Below are 18383 nucleotides of genomic sequence, written 5' to 3' on the forward strand. Positions count from 1 at the left end.
CGGATACTGCGGATACTGCGGATACTGCGGATACTGCGGATACTGCGGATACTGCGGATACTGCAACCACTGCGTTAACTGCTGGTACTGCGCGTGGTGGCCCCTGATGACTGCGGGCCACCCGGTCCGGTGATCAGTCCCGTCGCCGACCTACGACAACCCTTGGCTTCGACACTCCACCACCGCACCGCACTGCTGAACTGCAACAACCCGTAATGCTGCCCGGCAGTTCGTCTCTGCCGGGCCCTTCTTGACTGGGCTACGAGAGAAACCATAACCACACCACCGCCCAATGTCTACTCCGGCCGACACAGGTTTTCGCGCGAGATCCGATGAGGAAATCGAACGCGCCCGGATGCGGGCCCGCGGCGGGCCCAGGGCGGTGCCGAGTTCCTCGACCAGGCCACCGCCCCCTCTCCCGGAGCCCGCCCGGAACACGTGCCGCGCCCCCGGGCCGCCACCGGCTTCACCCAAGGCGGCACCCTCGTCATCGTCCGCCCCCGAACTCGGTTGCACCGGCCGCAGAGGGGCACGCGACGGGTGGGCATCGATGCGATGCCGTGCGGGAGGGAGCAGCAGGTGGAACAACAGGTACGGGTGGAGCCGGACGCCGGCGGTGTCCGGGTCATCGTGTGCGCCGGGGAATTCGAGTACTACGGCCTGGACGCGCTGGAGTCCGCGTGTGCGGCGGCCGCCGCCGACCCGGAGGTCCGCCGGATCGTCCTGGACGTCCGCCAGGTCACCTTCGCGGACTCCTCCATGCTCACTCTGATGCTGCTCCTGCGGCGCAGCGGCCGCCTGGTGCTGGCGGGCCCGTTGCCCGTGCAGCTCGACCGGCGCATGACCCTGACAGCGATCCGCGACCTGTTCCCGGTCGTCGACGGCACCGAGAACGCACGCGCCGTGTAGGGCCCCGGCCGAGCGGCCGGAGCGTCCCTTGTCCGCCGTCAGCCTCGCGGTGCGGGGTCCGGTGACCGGGCAGGACGCAGGCGGCCGTGAGCGCGCGGCCAGGAGGGCCCGTCGCCGGCTGCGGGCGTCGCGGCCGCTCAGGCGCCGGGCGTCGGGCGGCGGGCGGAGAGGGCCGCCGAGACCACGGACCGTGCCGCTTCCTGAACCTCGGCGAGGTGCTCGGGGCCGTCGAACGATTCCGCGTAGATCTTGTACACGTCCTCGGTGCCCGAGGGGCGGGCCGCGAACCAGGCGCGGTCGGTGCTCACCTTGATCCCGCCGAAGGCGGCGCCGTTGCCGGGGGCGTTGGTCAGTACGCCGGTGACGGGGTGGCCGGCCAGGGTGTCCGCGGTGACCTGGTCCGGGGAGAGCCGGCCGAGTACGGCCTTCTCCTCCCGGGTGGCCGGTGCGTCGATGCGGGCGTACGCGGGTTCGCCGAACCTGGCGGTGAGCCCGGCGTAGCGCTCGGAGGGGCTCTGTCCCGTCACCGCCAGGATCTCCGAGGCGAGCAGGGCGAGGAGGATGCCGTCCTTGTCGGTCGTCCACACGGAGCCGTCGCGGCGCAGGAAGGACGCGCCGGCGGACTCCTCGCCGCCGAAGCCGAGGGTGCCGCCTGCCAGGCCGTCCACGAACCACTTGAAGCCGACGGGCACTTCGACCAGTTCGCGTCCGAGGTCGGCGGCCACCCGGTCGATCATGCCCGAGGACACGAGCGTCTTGCCGATGCCCGCGGCCTGCGGCCAGCCCTCGCGGTGGCGGTAGAGGTAGTCGATCGCGGTGGCGAGGTAGTGGTTGGGGTTCATCAGTCCGCCGTCCGGCGTGACGATGCCGTGCCGGTCGGCGTCCGCGTCGTTGCCGGTCGTGAGGTCGAAGCGGTCCCTTCCCTCGATCAGCGAGGCCATCGCGTACGGGGAGGAGCAGTCCATCCGGATCTTCCCGTCCCAGTCCAGCGTCATGAACCGCCAGGTGGGGTCGGTCTCCGGGTTGGTGACGGTCAGGTCCAGGCGGTGCTCCTCGGCGATGCGGCCCCAGTAGGCGACGGAGGCACCGCCCAGCGGGTCGGCGCCGATGCGCACGCCCGCCGCGCGGACGGCGTCCAGGTCGAGTACGGAGGGCAGGTCGCGGACGTAGGTGCCGAGGAAGTCGTACCTGTTGGTGGTGGCGGCCGCGAGGGCGCGTGCGTACGGGATTCTGCGCACTTCCTTCGAGCCACCGGTGATGATCTCGTTGGCCCGGTCCTGGATCCAGTTGGTCGCCTCGGATCCGGCGGGTCCGCCGTGGGGCGGGTTGTACTTGAAGCCGCCGTCGCGGGGCGGGTTGTGGGAGGGCGTGACGACCACTCCGTCGGCCAGGGCGCCGGTTCGGCCGCGGTTGTGGGCCAGGATGGCGTGGGAGACGGCGGGTGTGGGGGTGTAGCCGTCGGTGGTGTCGATGAGGACGCTCACGCCGTTGGCGGCGAACACCTCGACGGCGGTGACGCGGGCGGGTTCGGACAGTGCGTGGGTGTCGGCGCCGAGGAACAGCGGTCCGTCCACGCCCTGGCGGGCCCGGTATTCGCAGATGGCCTGGCTCGTCGCGGCGATGTGGTCCTCGTTGAAGGCCGTGTCGAGGGACGAACCCCGGTGCCCCGAGGTGCCGAAACTGACGCGCTGGGCCGGATCGGCGGGGTCCGGATGCAGGGCGTAGTACGCGGTCACCAGACGGGACACGTCGACGAGGTCCTGTGCCCGCGCCGGCTGCCCGGCTCGCTCGTTCGGCATCCGTTGACTCCTCCGTTTTCGGTCGGGACTCCCGACGGGGCCCGTACCGCTCCATGGTCGTCCGGGCGGTGCCCGCGGGCGTACCCGACGCCCCGCCACGCCTTCACACGGCCTACCCCGGATGTCCGCTCCCCCAGCCCGTCTCGGGCGTGCTCCCGGACACATCGGCCGCCCTGTGTACGTTTTGCCTGCTATGTGACGGTAATAACGTCTGTGTGCCGTTCGTCGGCGGCGACGCCGACGTGCACCGTTCCGAGGGAGGAACCGATGGGCAGGATCAGCGGCGGGGTCAAAGTGCTCCGCGGCATGAAGCAGGAGGCCGACGGCAAAGCGCTGGGAGACGCCCGGCTGCGGACGGCGGGACGCCGGCTCATCGACAGGGGCCGCACCGAGATCCACCGCGCGGCCGGTCGGCGCTGAGTGCGCGCCCGCGGAGTCCGCGCGCGAAGCGGAGTCGGGGAGCGCCGTTCCGGAGCACTCCCGTAAGGCATGACCGTGCGCTCCCGGCATCTGGTGGACGCCCGCGTCGGCGTCCGTACCGGCGGCGCTGATCCTGATCGGCGGTCCTGTCGGCACACGGTGGCCGCACCGGTGCGCGGTGTGTCCTTTCCTGCTCAGAGCAGGCGCAGGACGGCGTGGACGGTCTTGCCGCCGGGGCGGGCGCGGACCTCGATGCGGTCGGTGAGGCGCTGGACGAGCGGCCATCCGTAGCCTCCCGGGCGGCCGGGGGCGGTGGGGCGGGGGAAGGGGGCGCGGGGGTTCGCGTCGCTGACGGACAGGTGCAGGACGTCGTCCGTGACGGCGGTGTGGAAGCGGGTGATGCCGCCGCCGTGGCGTATCGCGTTCGTGACGAGTTCCGTCGCGACCAGGAGGGCATCCGCCGCGGTGACGCTGTCGAGGCTGATGCCCGCGCGGTCCAGGAGGTCGGCGACGGTGCGGCGGGCGGCGGACGGCGTGGTGACGGCCGGCCGGGAGCCGTCGTTGCGACGGCCGGAGCCGGTGGCGCGGTCGGCTTCTGCGTGCTGGTTCATACCGTTGTCGCCTGCCCCCGGCTGTGGGGGTCATGCCGCCTCCCACCCGTTCGGCCGGTGGGCGGCGTGCCCGAGCGGAGCTCCACGACGGGCGGGGCGGGGCGCCGGCGCCCCGGCGAGCGCCGGGGGGCGCGCCCCCCCCCCCCCCCCCCCCCGGGGGGGGGGGGGGGGGGGGGCGCGCGCCGCCCCCCCCCGGGGGGGGGGGGCCCCCCCCCCCCCCGGGGGCGGGGGGCCCCCCCCCCGCCCCCACGCCCGCCCCGGGCCGGGCCGGGCCGGTGTCAGCCGGTCACGGCCTGCGCGCGGTGTCCGGCTCCGGGGTGGCTCACCTGCCGAAGTAGGCGTCGTGGATCGTGACCGTCGACCGGTTGTCCTGCTTGTCGGTGACGACGGCCTTCAGCGAGAGCGCCCTGCCCTTCTCCGGAGCGCGTACCGTGATCTTGTCCGCGGCGACCGGGACGGGCGTCCACTTCGTGCCGTCGTACGACACCAGGACCTGGAGGTTCTTCAGGTTGGCGCCCGCCGCCGCGCCCTGCACCAGGACGGGGAAGGTCTGCTTCGCGCCCGCCGGGACGGTGGCGTCCGGCGCGAGGCCCGGCAGGAAGCGGACCGTGGAGACCGGCAGCTGCGTCGCGGTGTCGGTGCGGGCCGAGGTGAAGGTCCACGAGGCGTCGATCCGGGTCCCGGCGCGGTTGTACGTCGGGTTCCGGTTGATCGTGGTCTCCACCGTGTACGCGGCGGACTCCGGGGGCAGGGTGAAGGACGCCTGGTCGATGGCGGCGTCCTTCCTCGTGTACGGCACGCCGTCGCGGTGGATGGTGGTGCTCGCTCCGGCGTACCGGACGAAGCCGGAGTGGCCCGCCCCGTCGGCGGCCAGCATCAGGGACCCGTAGATGTCGTCGCCGTCGCGCACGATCCCGTCGTTCGCGTTCAGCTGCGGTCCCTGCACGCCGACGTTGAAGTCCTCGGTGTAGGTCTTGCCCGCCGCGAACCGCCGCGAGTCGCCGAGCTGGTAGACCGAGTCGAAGTTCCGCCGGCCCTCCGGGTCCTCCGCGCCCAGGATGCCCGCGGCGATGTTCCAGGCGGCCCCGTCCCCCGTGGACAGGTACACGTTCCGCACCCCCGGCGCCGGCCGCACGGAGTACGGCGCCTCGACGCCGCCCCCGTCGTCCAGGATGCCGTGCGCCGCGAGGGCGCCGTCCAGACCGGGTACGGACGACCCGATCCTCGCCTTCACCAGGGCCATGTCCTTGGTCCGGTACGTCTTGCCGTAGCCGGTGGCCAGTTCGCGGACCGGGCCGCCCGTGAGGACGTTGTACTCGCTGGCGCCGTGCTCCCAGCGGGCGGACCACTGCTGGGTGAGGGTGCCGTCGGCCATCCGGGGGCCGAGGTAGCCGGTGCGCAGGTTGTCGAAGGCGGTGAGCTCGACTCCCTCGATGAGGAACGTCTCGGGCGTGCTCAGGGTGTACATCATCCCGGCGCGCGTCGGGCGGGCCTTCGCGTCCGGCACCTTGACCTTCACCGGCCGAGTGGTCCGGGCGTCGAGGGTGACGGTGGTGGGGCCGGTCACCGAGAACCGGGGATGGTGGAGGAGGTCGGCGCCCTTGGACGGGGCGGCGGGGTCCACCAGCATGTCGGCCGAGAGGTTGTAGGTGCCGCGGGCCAGCCGGACCGTGGCGGTGCCCGAGGACAGGTCGGGGAAGGTCCGCCGGCCCGTGGCGAGGCCTTCGTAGCCCTTCAGGTCGGCCTGCCAGGAGGTGCTGGGCGCGCCGTCGCGTCCGAGGGTCTTGAAGGTGACGTCGTACGACTCGACCTCGCGTTCGACCGCTGCCGGGGTGCGTACGTTCTGGCCGGCTCCGGATGCGACGACCGTGGTGGCGTACGAGCCGTCGGCGGTGGCGCCGAGCCGGGTGTCGGCGGTCAGGTCGACGGCGGCGGTGCCGCCCGCGGGGACCGTGATCCGCTGTGCTCCGAGGGTGAAGAACCCTGCCGGGGCGGGCTGGGCGTCGCCGCCGGCGGGCGTGGTCAGCGACAGGTCCAGCGTGAGTGCGGTGGTGCCGTTGTTGCGGTAGGTCACCTGCCGGGTGACGGGTGTGTCGTCGGTGTGGGGCCACTGCTGGGTGCCCAGGCTGATCGAGGCGGGTTCGGAGACGACGCTCTGGTCGATCGCCCGGTCGACGGCGAGGCGGCCCGCGCCCTGCTGGAAGACCGGGTGGGCGCCGTCTTCGGCGGATCCCGTCAGGGCGGCCTTGATCCGTGCGCCCGTCCAGGTGGGGTTCTTCTGCTTGAGGACGGCGGCGGCGCCCGCGACGTGCGGGGTGGCCATCGACGTACCGCTCTTGCTGACGTATCCGAGCGGGTCCTGTCCCCCGGTGCCCTGCGCGGCGGCGGCCGTGATCTCCACGCCCGGTGCGGTGATGTCGGGCTTGACGGCGTGGTCGCCGGTGCGGGGGCCGGCTCCGGAGAAGTCGGCGATCGCGTCGTCGTCGTCGACGGCGCCGACGGTCAGGGCCTCGTCGGCGCTGCCCGGGGAGTCGACCGTGCCCCGGCCCGGGCCGCTGTTGCCCGCGGCGACGGCGAACAGGATGCCCTTCTCGGTGGAGAGCTTGTTGATCTGGGCTTCCATCGGGTCGATCCCGGGGGTGTCGGGGCCGCCCAGGCTCATGTTGATGACGTCGGCGCCCTGGGCCACGGCCCAGTCGACCCCGGCGATGATGCCGGAGTCGTCGCCGTTCCCGCGGTCGTCCAGCACCTTGGCGTTGATCAGCTGTGCTCCGGGCGCGACGCCCTTGAACCGGGCGTCCTTGGTCCCCGTGCCGGCCGCGATGGAGGCCACGTGGGTTCCGTGTCCGACGCGGTCGCGGGTGTCGGCGGAGGCGCTGAAGTTGCGTTCCGCGACCACCCGTCCCGCCAGGTCCGGGTGGGTGGCGTCGATCCCGGTGTCCGCGACGGCGATCTTCACGCCGGTGCCGTCGTAGGAGCGGGCCCAGGCCGCCGGGGCGCCGATCCGGCCGGTGCTGCGGTCGAGCGAGGCCTTGCGCACGCCGTCCAGCCAGATCTGCGCGATGCCGGAGGTGGGGGCGGCCGTGCCGTCGCCCTGCGGGCGGGTCAGGGCGTCCCACAGTGCGCCCGTGCTGCCGGTGACGGTGGTGACGGCGTCGGCGTCGAGGGCCGACAGGGTCCGGCGGACGGTGGTGCCGTCGGAGGCCCGCACCTGCGCGCGGGCGGACCCGGCCGCGGCTCCCCGGTATCCGACGATCACCTTGAGTCCGGCCCGGTGGGCCTCGCGGCTCTCCGGCCTGGCGAGTTCGGTGATGTCGAACAGCCGCTGGTCCAGCGTGCCGTCGGCGATCAGCTTCCGGGCGTCACGCGGGACCACGTGGGTGCGGCCGTCGTGGACCTGGGTGAAGAAGGGTATGTCCTCTCGGCCCTTGGCCCGTTGGATGCCGGCGACCCGGCCGCGGGAGTCCACGAGGACCCGGTCGCCGGTGACCAGGGGGACGGTGTGCACGGTCCCGCCGTCGGCCGTGAGGCTCTTGGCGGAGGGGGCGGAGGCCGTGTCCGGGCCGCCGGGGACGGCCGACGCGGGGCCGGTCATGCCCGCCGTCAGGGCGACGGCGGCTGCGAGGGCAACGGGGGTGGCGTACGCCTTCTTTGGCAGTTTTCGCAAGATTTTCCCTGCTCAGGAGTGGATACGGGCAGGCGCGGGCCCGGCCCGTACGGGGGTGTGTCCGTGTCGCCGCGGTTCCCTCTCGCCCGCGGGGCGGCCGCCGGTGCGCGGCACGTGCGGCCTCGCCGGCTGCGGCGGTCGTGTGGTGGCGCAAGGGGGCCCCTGGTGGCGTGGGTTCGGCGACCACCCCTGGATACGTTGCGCAGAACGGCCGGTGCCAGGTCCTGCCGGGCAGCATGGCCGGGCCGAGCGGGCAGCTTCGGCGGCCGGTCGCCCTCGGCGGGTCCGGTGCGCGGTGCCGGTGCGCGCAGCTCGCGTCGGGTGTGCGGGGTCGGTGTGCGGGGTCGGGCTCGCCGGGCCGTGCGGGGCGGGCTGCCGCACGGGCGGGGTGACGGCCCGTGTGACCATGTCCGTCGATCATCCGCACCACATGGGGGGGACCATGCGCACCCGTACCCGTACCCGCAGCAATACCGTCGTGACCGGCCTCGGTGCCGCGCTCGTGGCGCTCCTCGTCCTGGCCGGCTGCACCGGCGCTCCGGCCGGGGAGCGGCAGGGGGCCGCGGCGTCCGCTGCCTCCGCGCCCGCGCCCGTGCAGAGCTCCGCGTCCGGGGCGGGGGCCGGCGGCGGGTTCGAGGGGCCCCGGCCGCAGGACCAGAACCTGCTGGCCTGGACCGGCGACCCCAATGACGCGGGTCATGTCACGGCCCAGTCGGCCGCGGGGGTCGGCGGGCGGATCACCCTGGTGCGGATCGTCCTGCGCGAGCCGATCACCTGGTCGAACGTCTGGCTGGGCCTGGCCGGCATCGACCCCAACGCCCAGCTCTCCAACTGCCGTCTCGGTGTGTACAGCGAGGGCGGCGCCCTGCTCGGCACCACCCCCGACATCTCGTCCCAGTTGATGACCGATGCCATCGCCAAGCCCCTGGCCCTGGAGAAGCCGTTCACGGCCGCGCCCGGGACCTACTTCATCGCCCTGCTCCTCAACGGCAGTTGGGCCACCAACGCGCTCACCCTGAAGTCCACGGGCGCCGGCATCTCGGTCAATGCCGGGCTGACGCCGCCGAAGCTCCGTTACAGCACCATTCTGACGGGGCAGACCTCGCTGCCGTCCCAGGTGGACCTCACCGCACAGTCCGTGAGCACGATCAACACCGGCTGGGCCAGTCAGTGGTACGCCGTCTCCTGACCCCGGGGGGCGAACCCGGTCCCCGGGCCCGGCCCCTTCGGGGCCGCGGTGAAACCGGGTCCTTCACCGGTCCGCATGTCCGATGTTTCATCTTTTGATCGTGGGACAGTCGATAGACAGATCGCGACTTTCCCTTTCGAAGGAGACATTTCATGCGTGTGGCGTTCCTCGTGGCCACCGAGGGCATCGAACAGGTCGAGCTGACCGAACCGTGGCAGGCCGTCTCCCGGGCCGGGGGCCGTCCCTCCCTGATCGCCCCGGAGCCGGGCCGGGTCCAGGCCTTCAACCACCTGGACAAGGCCGACACGTTCCCCGTCGACCTCACCGTGGGCGAGGCGAAGGCCGAGGACTTCGACGCCCTGGTCCTGCCCGGCGGCGTGGCCAACCCCGACGCGCTCCGGGTGGACGAGGAAGCCGTCGCACTGGTCCGCGGCTTCTTCGACCAGGGCAAGCCCGTCGCGGCGATCTGCCACGCGCCGTGGACGCTGGTGGAGGCCGGCGTCCTGCGCGGCCGCACCCTGACGTCCTGGCCCAGCCTGCGCACGGACCTCGTCAACGCCGGCGCCACCTGGGTGGACGAGGAGGTCCACGTCTGCACGGCGGCGCCCTCCGTGCTGATCACCAGCCGGAACCCGGACGACCTGCCCGCGTTCTGCACGGCGCTGCTGGCCGAGCTGAAGGGCTGAGGGGACACGTCATGGGAATCATCGCCTGGATCCTGATCGGACTGCTGGCCGGCGCCATCGCCAAAGCGATCACCCCCGGCCGCGACCCCGGCGGCTGCCTGATCACCATGCTGATCGGCATCGCCGGCGGCCTGCTCGGCGGCTGGCTCGGCAAGGTCGTCTTCGGAGTCGAATCGATCAACGGCTTCTTCCACCTCTCCACGTGGATCGCGGCCGTCGCGGGCTCGGTCATCCTGCTCCTGCTGTACCGGCTCGTGGCCGGGCGCCGCAGCCACTGACCCGTCCCTCCCCCGCCCCGTCCGGTCCCGTACGCCGGGGCCGGGCGGGGCGAAGCGGTGTCCCCGGGCCCGCGCAACGGCGGCGGGCTGCCGGCCGCGGACGACCTGCTGGTCGAGGCGCGGGCGGGCTCGCCGCTCCCTGACCCCGTCCGGGTCAGCGGGGCACGGTCGCGTGCTGTGTCTGCAGGGTGTGCAGGAGGTCGAAGGCGGGCCGGTCGACCGGGCGCGGGGTGGCCCCGAGGGCGATGACCCCCAGCTGCTTCTCCGGGTCGAAGGCGACGAAGGAGGAGAACCCGCCGGTGCCGCCGTTGTGCCAGATCTGGAGGTGGGCGCCCTGGCGGGGGTGGAGGCGGTGGGCCATCCAGCCGAGGTGGACGCGGGCGAAGGGGCTCTTGCGGTATTCGACGTCCCGGCTCAGGCGGATCGCGTCCGCGAGGGGCTCGGGACCGCCGTCGAGTTGGGCCCGTACGAAGGCCGCCAGGTCGGTCGCGGTGGACCGCAGGCCGCCGGCTCCGGTCAGGTCGGCGAGGTTCCAGGCGGGGGTGGGCCGGCCGCGGCGGTCGTGGCCCCGGGCGGAGCGTTGCGCGCGGGCGGCGTCCACGCCCACCACGGTGTCCCCCATGCCCAGGGGGGTCAGGACCGTCCGGGTGACGAGGGTTTCGTAATCGGTGCCGGCCCGGTGGGCCAGGGCCAGTCCCAGCAGTCCGCTTCCGAGGTTGGAGTAGCGGAACCTGGTGCCCGGTGTGGCTCCCAGGCGGGTCCGGGCCAGACCCGACAGGAGCCACTCGGAGGTGCAGTGGGCGTACGGGTCCGGCGTGGCGGGGCGCAGCAGGGCCGGGAGCAGCATGCCCCTGGGCAGCCGGGGCAGGCCGGAGGTGTGGGTGGCGAGGTGGCGCAGGGTGATCCGCTCGCCGCCGCGTGACGGGACGGCCGTCCCTTCGGGCAGCAGGTCGCTCAGCGGTTCGTCCAGGTCCGCTTCGCCGGTCACGGCCATCCGGGCCAGGGTCAGGGAGGTGAACGCCTTGGTCACCGACCCGATCTCGAAGAGGGTGTCGGGGCCCGGTGCGCGGGCGGGGTCGGTGCCGGTGCTGCCGGCTCCTCTGATCTCCGTGTGGTCTCCTGCGAGGGCGGCCACCACCACGCCGACGCGGCGGTCGGCCAGCCGGTCGGCGGTCTGCTGGACGAGGGTGCCGAGTTCTTGGTCCATGAGCGAAATCATCGCGGCGCCCGGCCGTCGGCCCGTGCGCCCTGATGATGAATTGCGGGGCGCGGCCCTGCGACTTGAGCAGGAGGACGGCGGGGTGTCTCCTGTGCCGGGAGGTGGATGCGGCGGGGTGTCAGGCTCCGCCGGTCCCGCATCGCCGCGTCGTGCGGACGGTGTCACGGAGGCGATCAGCGTGACAGGGTCATGGCCTAAGGTGCGGGTATGCCTGGCAAGAACTTCGTACTGCGGACCACTGCGCCGGAGACGGCCGCGGTCGCGGACGCGGCGGTCGGCAGTCTCGCGCGCCGCCTTGCCCTCGAGTTGCTCGAAGACCCCGCGCAGCACTCCGCGAACGATCCCGCGGCGGCCCTGTCCCTGCTCCACGTGCTGGACCAGCTCCAGCAGGCCGCCGAGCGGCTCCAGCGGGACGCAGCCGGGGCCGCCGCCCGTGCGGGCGCGGGGTATCCGCAGATCGGCGCCGCCTGCGGGATGACCCGCCAGGGGGCCCGGCAGCGGTGGCCGGGGCTGTTCAACCACGCCGGCGAAGCACCCGCGGAGCACCCGGTGACGACCGGCCCCGCCCGGCCCTTCGACGTCCTGCTGGTCGAGGACGACACCGCCGACGCCATGCTCATCGGGGAGGCGCTGTCCGAGCGCGGGGCCCGCAACCTGGTCCAGGTCACCGACGGGATCGCCGCGCTGGAGCACCTGCGGGCCCCGGGGAGCGTGCGCCCCGACCTGATCGTGCTCGACCTCAACATGCCGCGGATGAACGGGCGGGACCTGCTCAAGGTCCTCAAGAACGACGAGAGCCTGCAGACCATCCCGGTGGTCGTGCTCACCACGTCCGCGGCGCCGGACGACGTCGCGGGCGCGTACGGCAGTCGCGCCAACGCCTATGTGACGAAGCCGGTCAACCTGGAGGAGTTCGAGCAGGCCGTGCGGAGCATCGACGCGTTCTACCTCGACGCCGCCGCCCACCCCCCGCGGACCTGAGGCCCGGCCCGCCGCCGAGGCCCGGGGCGGGTGCGGCTGCCCGGGCGCGGAGGCGTCAGCGCGCTGCGGCGGTGAGGGCGGCGGCGTCCGTCCGGTAGGGGGCGAAGCCGGCGTTCTCCTTGCAGCCGAGTTCCTCGAAGGTGTTGACCTTGGTCTGCGGGTCGGTGTGGATCAGCCGGAACTTGCAGGCGCCCTTGATGTGGTTGCCCTTGATCCCGCCGGGGAAGTCGATCTCCTTGTTCCACAGGTAGGGCGAGCTGTAGTCGTTGAGGCGGGCGGTGGCGTTCACGTCGATGCCGCCGGGCGCGTGGATCTCGTAGACCCAGCCGGTCTTGGCGCTTCCGTAGGTGGCGAACTTCTGGGCGACCCACTTCTCGCAGCTGGTGCTGAGGTGCGCGCTGTTCTGGCCGCCGCCCTTGACGATGTACTCGGCGAGCGGGGTCATCTGCTCGCCCCGGGGCGTGAAGCCGCTCTCGAAGATCGCCTCGACCGTCTCCCGGGTGTCGCCGCGCCACAGGGTGTTGACGTCCGTACGCCACTGCCAGCGCTCCGCCGTGGCGGCGGCGGCGACGGGGCGGGCGATCGACGGGTTGGTCGTCGTACGCCACCAGTCCCAGGCCCGGTATTCGACCGTCGGGCCGCACGGGGTGGTCAGGTCGTCCGCGGCGGCGGCCCGGAGCGCGGCGGCGGGGGCCGGGGAGACGGCGGCCGCGGCCGGGGAGACGGCGGCGGCGGCCGGGGAGACGGCGGCGGCGGATGCCAGGGAGGCGGCGGCGAGCACGCGCAGAGCGGCCTGCAACATGGTGAGGTCCCATCAGTCGGTCAACGTGACGGGCCTCTTTATAGGGGCGGCGGACGGGTCGGTCCCGGCGTGGTGCGCGAGGTCCACCCGCACGGGGGGATCAGTCGTACCGGGGAAAGGATCCTCCGGCCCCGTCACCGCCCGCCGGGGGGCAAGCCGGGTCGGGCCGGGTCAAGCCGGTTCGGGTCAGGGCTTGTTCGGGCGCTCGTCGCCGGGGGGGGGAGGGCGAGCGTGCCGCTGGCCGTCGCCGGGGTGAGGGCCAGCGTGCCGCTGGCGCAGGACCGTGCCCCGCCCCCGGTCCCCCGGCCCCCGTGACGGACGGTCCGCCGTCCGGTCCTCGTGTCACGGACGTTTGCCCGCGGGGGCCGGTGGAAGAGTCGGACGTACGGTCGACCGGCCGTCGCGGGTCTCACGCCCGGCGGCGCCCGGCCCTCCTCGACGCCATGACCCGAACGGGAGCCGCTGATGCGCCTGTACGCCCAGACCCCCGCACGTCGCAACCGCCAGGTGCTCGGGGACCTGATCGCCCTGGCCCTGATGGCCGCCGCGGTGTGGTTCGCCCTCGCCGTCCGCGATGCGATCATGCTGCTGGCCGAGCCGGGGCGGAAGGTCGAGACGTCGGGCGACAGCCTCGCCGCCGCACTGGGCGACGCCGGTGACGCGGCCTCGGACGTCCCGCTCGTCGGCGGCCTCCTGGAGAAACCGCTCCGGTCCGCGGCCGACGCCGGTACCGGCTTCGCCGACGCCGGGCAGTCGCTCCAGCACACCGTCGACCAGGTCGCCGCACTCACCACCACGGCCCTGATCGTCGTCCCCGTGGCCGTCGTCCTGCTGCTGTGGCTTCCTCCGCGGCTGCGCTGGATCCGGCGCAGCGCCACCGTCCGGCGCCTTCTCGACGTGCCCGGGGGCGCCGATCTGCTCGCCCTGCGCGCCCTCACCGGCCCGCTGGGCGACCTCGCCGCGCTCCCTGCCCCTGCGGGCGGCTTCGCCGACGCCTGGCGCCGCGGGGACCGGCAGGTGATCGCCGACCTCTCCGCGGTCGCGCTCAGGCGGGCGGGCCTGCGGCCCTGACGGGCCGGGCTCCGGAGTCCCGGCGGGCAGGCGCGGTGTGGGCCGGCCGGGGTCCCCGCGCCGGGCGGACCCTGTCCCGGCGTCCGCGAACAGTCCTCGTCCTTCCACGCGAACCGGTCCGGGCCGGGGCCAATGACGAGGCAGACGGCTTCCCGCCGCAGTCGTACGCCCCCGCCGTGTCCAGGTCGGCCGCCGGCTCGAACGGCAGCGCGGCCTCGCCGAGCGCGAGGTGGACGCGCGTCTGCTCCGCCTCAACAGCCTTCAGGCGGACGCTGCTTGACCGGCGGGGGCTGGCGGGCGGGGGCTGGCGGGCGGGGTGCGGAGGGGGTCAGCCGATGCGCGGTACCCGGGTGACGTGGTCGTCGGCGTCGGTGAAGACGCGGACACGGTCCTCCCGGAAGTCCGCCGTCACCAGGGAGCCGTCCGCGAGAACCGGGACCCGGACGATGTCCGGGTTGGTGCGGCGGATCACCGCGACCGCCTCGTCCGCCGTGCGTCCCACCAGCTCGGGCCACTGCTCTGCGGGCATGTGCTCGTCCTCCTCCGGTCCGGGTGTCCGTCTCCCCCACCCCCTACCCCTCCGGCGGGGCGCAAACGGGAGCGACCGGGCAGGACGCCTGCCGGGACGCACCGCCCGGGGCCCGCCGGGGCCGGTTCGGGGCGGCCGTAGGGTGGGCGGGTGACCCTGCGCAGCCTTCACGACCGATCCGCCCTGGCCGACCGCTTCGGGCGCGACCCGGCGATGCACCTGATGGAACTCGGCGACCTCGACGACCTGCTGTGGCCGCACACCAGTTGGTACACGGTGTCGGACGACGGCCCCGTCGCCCTGCTGTACGCGGTCGGCGACATCCCGACCCTGCTCGCCTTCGCCCGCCCCGGACGGGCCGCCGGGCTGGAGGAGCTGGCCGAGGCGCTGCTGCCGGTCCTGCCCCGGCGCTTCTTCGGGCACCTCACCGGCGCGGCCGGCAAGGTGCTGGAGTCGGCGTACGCGGTCCAGCCGCACGGCACCCTGGTACGGATGGCGCTCACCGACCCCGGCCGGGCCTGCCGGCACCCGGACGGCCCGTGGCGGCCCGCCCCGCTGGGGCGGAGCGATCTGCCGGAGCTGCTGGCGCTGTTCGAGCAGGCGTACCCGGGCAACTGGTTCGACCACCGGATGCTCGACACCGGCCAGTACGTGGGCGCGCGGCAGGACGGGCGGCTCGTCGCGGTCGCGGGCGTGCACGTCTATTCGGCCGCCTACCGGGTCGCCGCGATCGGGAACGTCGCCGCGCACCCCGGGGTGCGCGGGCAGGGCGCGGGCGGGGCCTGTGTCGCGGAGCTGTGCCGGCGGCTCGGGAAGAGCGTGGACCACATCGGGCTGAACGTGCGGGCGGACAACGCCACGGCCGTCGGGCTCTACCGAAGGCTCGGGTTCTCGGAGGTCACCGAGTTCGCCGAGGCCACCTTCACGGCGCTCCCGCAGGCGCAGACCGGCTGAGCGGCACCCCGCGGCCGGGCCCGCGGCCGCGGACCGGGCCGCTCACCGGGCGGGCGTCGGCCGGTCCGTGGCCAGGCCCAGGAAGAAGCGGCAGGTCCGGGCGAGTTCCTGGAGCTGCACGTACGCGGCGGGCCCGTCGTCGGGCAGTCCGTCGGCCAGGACGCGCCGGGTGTCCTCCAGGGTCGCGGTGTCCGGGTGCTGCCCGGGCCGGGCGGCGAGCGGCATGAGCAGGCCCAGGTGCCCGCTGAGCCACAGGAACCACAGGCGGCGCAGGGCGGCGGGGGGCAGGCCCTCGCTCGGCGCGAGGACGATCGTGATCGACTCGCCGATGACCGCGACGTCCAGCGGCGCCGCGGCGGCGGCGGGGTCGTCGGCGTCCCGTACGAGGAATGTGCCGGCCTTCGCGGATGCGCTCACGCGTGTCCTGTCCCTTCTCTCCACGGCTCACCGGGGCTCCCGGGGCGGTTCGCCCGCGGGGAGAAGTCTCGCGCGAATCCGGGGCGGGAACGTGAAATGGGGCGAGGACGCACCACGGGGCATCTCGTGGGAGTAGCGTCTACCCTCCCCCTCACCGCTTCGCCCTGCCCGCGTACGTTCATTCGGCCCCGCACCGGCGCCAGCAGTACCGGCAGAGGAGAGGACGGTCAGGGCGGGCACCGGCGGGGCCGGAGGGGCCGGAGGTGACGGGGGGCCGGAGGTGACGGGGGGGCCGGAGGTGACGGGGGCCGGCCGGGCAGGGTACGAAGTCCTGGTGAACGAACAGACCCAGGCCGCGACCGTCCGCGTCTTCATAGCGCTCGCCCCGCCCGACGAGGCGAAGGAGGAGCTGGTGGGGGCGCTGCGCCCCGCCTACGCCGCGTACCCGCGGCTGCGGTGGAACCGCGTCGAGGACTGGCACATCACGCTGGCGTTCCTCGGCGAGCTCCCGGCGGGAGCCGTGCCGCTGCTGCGGGCGCCGCTCGCGGACCTCGCGGCGGCGGGCCGTCCCGTACGGCTGGGGCTGCGTGGCGGCGGGCACTTCGACGAGCGGGTGCTGTGGAGCGGGATCGACGGGGACGTCGAGGGGCTGCACCTGCTCGCCGCCGGGGTGCGCGGCGTGGTCAAGGAGTGCGGGATCGCCTTCGAGGACCGGCCGCTGCGCCCCCATCTGACGCTGGCCCGGGCGCGCCGGGGCGACCCGTCCGGCGTGGTGGAGGCCGCCGCGGGGCTCGCCGCGTTCGCCGGCCGCCGGTGGGAGGCCGCGCGCCTGCACCTGGTCGGCAGCAACATAGGCCGCGGTCCGGGACCGATCCGCTACCGCGACATCGAGGCCTGGGACTTCACCGGCGGCAGCTGACGGCCGCCGCGGTCCCGCGCCAGGGGGTGTCGTCACGGTCGTTCCGTACGCCCGGAGGGCGGGCCGTGCGGTGTCCGGTGCGTGCGCTCGCACGGCGGGGGGCTGCCCGCGTACCGGATGTGCACCGGGAGGCCATCTGTGCGGCGCGGCGGGGGTGGGGCGCCGGGGAGTGTGCGGCAGCCGGATGCCCGCACCCCGTTTGGTGCGGCGGAAACGGGAAACGCGGGTGTCAGCGGGCCGGTACGACACCCCCTGTCGCAGGCCCGCCCGGTGGAGCGCCGTACGCGCACGCCCCGTCCCCCCGGGCGCGCGTACGGCCCACCCCCCTCTCCCCCACCCCGCCCGCCTCCGTGGCGCCGCGGGGTACTCCTGTGTCCGGCCGCGCGGGAACCCGGAGCAGTTTTGCATGAACATACGCAGTCATGCATAATCTTCCCATGTCTAAGGTCCTCACCTCCCTTCCCGCCGGCGAGCGCGTCGGCATCGCCTTCTCAGGCGGCCTCGACACCTCGGTCGCGGTCGCGTGGATGCGCGACAAGGGCGCCGTCCCGTGCACCTACACCGCCGACATCGGCCAGTACGACGAGCCCGACATCGCCTCGGTGCCCGGCCGGGCGAAGGCGTACGGTGCCGAGATCGCGCGCCTGGTCGACTGCCGCGCGGCGCTGGTGGAGGAAGGCCTGGCCGCCCTCGCCTGCGGTGCGTTCCACGTCCGCTCGGGCGGTCGCGCCTACTTCAACACCACGCCGCTCGGCCGCGCCGTCACGGGCACCCTCCTGGTGCGGGCGATGCTCGAGGACGACGTGCAGATCTGGGGCGACGGCTCGACGTTCAAGGGCAACGACATCGAGCGGTTCTACCGCTACGGGCTGCTCGCCAACCCGCACCTGCGGATCTACAAGCCCTGGCTGGACGCGGACTTCGTGACCGAGCTCGGCGGCCGCAAGGAGATGTCGGAGTGGCTCCTGGCCCACGAGCTGCCTTACCGCGACAGCACGGAGAAGGCGTACTCCACCGACGCCAACCTGTGGGGCGCCACCCACGAGGCCAAGACCCTGGAGCACCTGAACACCGGCGTGGAGACCGTGGAGCCCATCATGGGCGTGCGGTTCTGGGACCCGTCGGTCGAGATCGCCACCGAGGACGTGACGATCGGCTTCGACCAGGGCCGCCCGGTGACGATCAACGGGAAGGAGTTCTCCTCCCCCGTCGACCTGGTGATGGAGGCGAACGCCATCGGCGGCCGCCACGGCCTGGGCATGTCGGACCAGATCGAGAACCGGATCATCGAGGCCAAGAGCCGCGGCATCTACGAGGCGCCCGGCATGGCCCTGCTGCACGCCGCGTACGAGCGCCTGGTCAACGCGATCCACAACGAGGACACCCTCGCGCAGTACCACAACGAGGGGCGGCGCCTGGGCCGGCTCATGTACGAGGGCCGCTGGCTGGACCCGCAGGCGCTGATGGTCCGCGAGTCGCTGCAGCGCTGGGTCGGCGCGGCCGTCACCGGCGAGGTGACGCTGCGGCTGCGGCGCGGTGAGGACTACTCGATCCTCGACACCACGGGCCCGGCATTCAGCTACCACCCGGACAAGCTGTCCATGGAGCGCACCGAGGACTCGGCGTTCGGCCCGGTGGACCGGATCGGCCAGCTCACCATGCGCAACCTCGACATCGCCGACTCCCGGGCCAAGCTGGAGCAGTACGCCGCGCTCGGCCTGATCGGCACCGGGCACCCCGCCATCGGCGCCGCCCAGGCGGCCGCGACCGGGCTGATCGGGACCCTGCAGGAGGGCGGCGCCGAGGCCATCGCCTCCCGCGGCGAGGTCTCGGACGACGACCTGATGCTGGACCGCGCGGCGATGGAGTCCGGCACCGACTGACGCCTCTCCGCCGGCTCCTGCGGGAAAGGGCCGGCCGGGCGCCTTCGGG

General features: G+C 73.9%; 17 protein-coding genes. 10 read left to right on the top strand and 7 right to left on the bottom strand.

Annotation, left to right across the window (positions count from 1 at the left end; all coding sequences use genetic code 11):
* Window positions 1–579: 579 nt before the first annotated feature.
* On the top strand, window positions 580–909 hold the full coding sequence (locus ACFWW8_RS33200) for an STAS domain-containing protein (protein ID WP_386535127.1): 330 nt from the start codon (window positions 580–582) through the stop codon (window positions 907–909).
* Window positions 910–1046: 137 nt separating this feature from the next.
* Here ACFWW8_RS33200 and pgm read toward each other — a convergent pair whose 3' ends face one another.
* Entirely contained in the window at window positions 1047–2708 is a 1662-nt protein-coding gene (gene pgm, locus ACFWW8_RS33205) for a phosphoglucomutase (alpha-D-glucose-1,6-bisphosphate-dependent) (protein WP_386535129.1), read from the bottom strand.
* A gap of 267 nt (window positions 2709–2975) precedes the next feature.
* On the opposite strand from pgm, the gene ACFWW8_RS33210 reads away from it, so the two are divergent.
* Complete coding sequence (locus ACFWW8_RS33210; RefSeq protein ID WP_386535132.1) at window positions 2976–3128, top strand: hypothetical protein; 153 nt, start codon at window positions 2976–2978, stop codon at window positions 3126–3128.
* A 194-nt stretch (window positions 3129–3322) separates the two neighbouring features.
* Here ACFWW8_RS33210 and ACFWW8_RS33215 read toward each other — a convergent pair whose 3' ends face one another.
* Both ACFWW8_RS33215 and ACFWW8_RS33220 read right to left on the bottom strand, forming a co-directional pair.
* Window positions 3323–3739 (bottom strand): ATP-binding protein, encoded by a 417-nt coding sequence (locus ACFWW8_RS33215; RefSeq protein WP_386535135.1) that lies wholly within the window; start codon window positions 3737–3739, stop codon window positions 3323–3325.
* Window positions 3740–4061: 322 nt separating this feature from the next.
* Window positions 4062–7334, bottom strand: coding sequence for a S8 family serine peptidase (locus ACFWW8_RS33220; RefSeq protein ID WP_386535207.1), 3273 nt, complete (start codon window positions 7332–7334; stop codon window positions 4062–4064).
* A 514-nt stretch (window positions 7335–7848) separates the two neighbouring features.
* Here ACFWW8_RS33220 and ACFWW8_RS33225 point away from each other — a divergent pair.
* The 3 genes from ACFWW8_RS33225 (at window position 7849) to ACFWW8_RS33235 (ending at window position 9559) form a co-directional block, all read left to right on the top strand.
* Window positions 7849–8595 carry a hypothetical protein gene (locus ACFWW8_RS33225; protein WP_386535138.1) on the top strand — a complete coding sequence of 249 codons (747 nt, stop codon included), beginning with the start codon at window positions 7849–7851 and terminating at the stop codon, window positions 8593–8595.
* 152 nt (window positions 8596–8747) lie between these two features.
* Complete coding sequence (locus ACFWW8_RS33230) at window positions 8748–9281, top strand: type 1 glutamine amidotransferase domain-containing protein (RefSeq protein ID WP_386535141.1); 534 nt, start codon at window positions 8748–8750, stop codon at window positions 9279–9281.
* An 11-nt stretch (window positions 9282–9292) separates the two neighbouring features.
* Complete coding sequence (locus tag ACFWW8_RS33235; RefSeq protein WP_386535143.1) at window positions 9293–9559, top strand: GlsB/YeaQ/YmgE family stress response membrane protein; 267 nt, start codon at window positions 9293–9295, stop codon at window positions 9557–9559.
* 154 nt (window positions 9560–9713) lie between these two features.
* Here ACFWW8_RS33235 and ACFWW8_RS33240 read toward each other — a convergent pair whose 3' ends face one another.
* Complete coding sequence (locus ACFWW8_RS33240) at window positions 9714–10766, bottom strand: serine hydrolase domain-containing protein (protein WP_386535145.1); 1053 nt, start codon at window positions 10764–10766, stop codon at window positions 9714–9716.
* A gap of 219 nt (window positions 10767–10985) precedes the next feature.
* Here ACFWW8_RS33240 and ACFWW8_RS33245 point away from each other — a divergent pair, with 219 nt between their 5' ends.
* On the top strand, window positions 10986–11759 hold the full coding sequence (locus ACFWW8_RS33245; RefSeq protein ID WP_386535146.1) for a response regulator: 774 nt from the start codon (window positions 10986–10988) through the stop codon (window positions 11757–11759).
* Window positions 11760–11814: 55 nt separating this feature from the next.
* On the opposite strand, the gene ACFWW8_RS33250 is transcribed toward ACFWW8_RS33245, so the two are convergent.
* On the bottom strand, window positions 11815–12561 hold the full coding sequence (locus ACFWW8_RS33250; RefSeq protein WP_386535149.1) for a hypothetical protein: 747 nt from the start codon (window positions 12559–12561) through the stop codon (window positions 11815–11817).
* 465 nt (window positions 12562–13026) lie between these two features.
* Between ACFWW8_RS33250 and ACFWW8_RS33255 the strand changes: the two genes are divergently transcribed.
* The gene (locus ACFWW8_RS33255; protein WP_386535152.1) at window positions 13027–13632 is read left to right on the top strand and encodes a hypothetical protein; all 606 of its coding nucleotides are present in this window, start codon (window positions 13027–13029) and stop codon (window positions 13630–13632) included.
* 328 nt (window positions 13633–13960) lie between these two features.
* Here the strand turns inward: ACFWW8_RS33255 and ACFWW8_RS33260 are convergent, their stop codons facing one another.
* Window positions 13961–14161 carry a serine protease inhibitor gene (locus ACFWW8_RS33260; protein WP_386535155.1) on the bottom strand — a complete coding sequence of 67 codons (201 nt, stop codon included), beginning with the start codon at window positions 14159–14161 and terminating at the stop codon, window positions 13961–13963.
* Between the two features lie 150 nt (window positions 14162–14311).
* On the opposite strand from ACFWW8_RS33260, the gene ACFWW8_RS33265 reads away from it, so the two are divergent.
* Window positions 14312–15115, top strand: coding sequence for a GNAT family N-acetyltransferase (locus ACFWW8_RS33265; RefSeq protein WP_386535158.1), 804 nt, complete (start codon window positions 14312–14314; stop codon window positions 15113–15115).
* A 42-nt stretch (window positions 15116–15157) separates the two neighbouring features.
* Here the strand turns inward: ACFWW8_RS33265 and ACFWW8_RS33270 are convergent, their stop codons facing one another.
* Window positions 15158–15532 carry a DUF6415 family natural product biosynthesis protein gene (locus tag ACFWW8_RS33270; protein WP_386535161.1) on the bottom strand — a complete coding sequence of 125 codons (375 nt, stop codon included), beginning with the start codon at window positions 15530–15532 and terminating at the stop codon, window positions 15158–15160.
* Window positions 15533–15866: 334 nt separating this feature from the next.
* On the opposite strand from ACFWW8_RS33270, the gene thpR reads away from it, so the two are divergent.
* Together thpR and argG are read left to right on the top strand one after the other, a co-directional pair.
* Window positions 15867–16451, top strand: a complete 585-nt coding sequence (thpR, locus tag ACFWW8_RS33275; RefSeq protein WP_386535164.1) for an RNA 2',3'-cyclic phosphodiesterase — start codon at window positions 15867–15869, stop codon at window positions 16449–16451.
* Between the two features lie 437 nt (window positions 16452–16888).
* Window positions 16889–18334, top strand: a complete 1446-nt coding sequence (gene argG, locus ACFWW8_RS33280; protein ID WP_386535167.1) for an argininosuccinate synthase — start codon at window positions 16889–16891, stop codon at window positions 18332–18334.
* Window positions 18335–18383 lie beyond the last annotated feature (49 nt).

The organism is Streptomyces sp. NPDC058701, assembly GCF_042715295.1.
In the GTDB taxonomy this organism is placed as follows: domain Bacteria; phylum Actinomycetota; class Actinomycetes; order Streptomycetales; family Streptomycetaceae; genus Streptomyces.

Coding starts and splice junctions, on each gene's coding strand:
- pgm (WP_386535129.1), bottom strand. CDS start 2,708: ATGCCGAACGAGCGAGCCGGGCAGCCGGCGCGGGCACAGGACCTCGTC.
- ACFWW8_RS33210 (WP_386535132.1), top strand. CDS start 2,976: ATGGGCAGGATCAGCGGCGGGGTCAAAGTGCTCCGCGGCATGAAGCAG.
- ACFWW8_RS33215 (WP_386535135.1), bottom strand. CDS start 3,739: ATGAACCAGCACGCAGAAGCCGACCGCGCCACCGGCTCCGGCCGTCGC.
- ACFWW8_RS33220 (WP_386535207.1), bottom strand. CDS start 7,334: ATGACCGGCCCCGCGTCGGCCGTCCCCGGCGGCCCGGACACGGCCTCC.
- ACFWW8_RS33225 (WP_386535138.1), top strand. CDS start 7,849: ATGCGCACCCGTACCCGTACCCGCAGCAATACCGTCGTGACCGGCCTC.
- ACFWW8_RS33230 (WP_386535141.1), top strand. CDS start 8,748: ATGCGTGTGGCGTTCCTCGTGGCCACCGAGGGCATCGAACAGGTCGAG.
- ACFWW8_RS33235 (WP_386535143.1), top strand. CDS start 9,293: ATGGGAATCATCGCCTGGATCCTGATCGGACTGCTGGCCGGCGCCATC.
- ACFWW8_RS33240 (WP_386535145.1), bottom strand. CDS start 10,766: ATGGACCAAGAACTCGGCACCCTCGTCCAGCAGACCGCCGACCGGCTG.
- ACFWW8_RS33245 (WP_386535146.1), top strand. CDS start 10,986: ATGCCTGGCAAGAACTTCGTACTGCGGACCACTGCGCCGGAGACGGCC.
- ACFWW8_RS33250 (WP_386535149.1), bottom strand. CDS start 12,561: ATGTTGCAGGCCGCTCTGCGCGTGCTCGCCGCCGCCTCCCTGGCATCC.
- ACFWW8_RS33255 (WP_386535152.1), top strand. CDS start 13,027: ATGCGCCTGTACGCCCAGACCCCCGCACGTCGCAACCGCCAGGTGCTC.
- ACFWW8_RS33260 (WP_386535155.1), bottom strand. CDS start 14,161: ATGCCCGCAGAGCAGTGGCCCGAGCTGGTGGGACGCACGGCGGACGAG.
- argG (WP_386535167.1), top strand. CDS start 16,889: ATGTCTAAGGTCCTCACCTCCCTTCCCGCCGGCGAGCGCGTCGGCATC.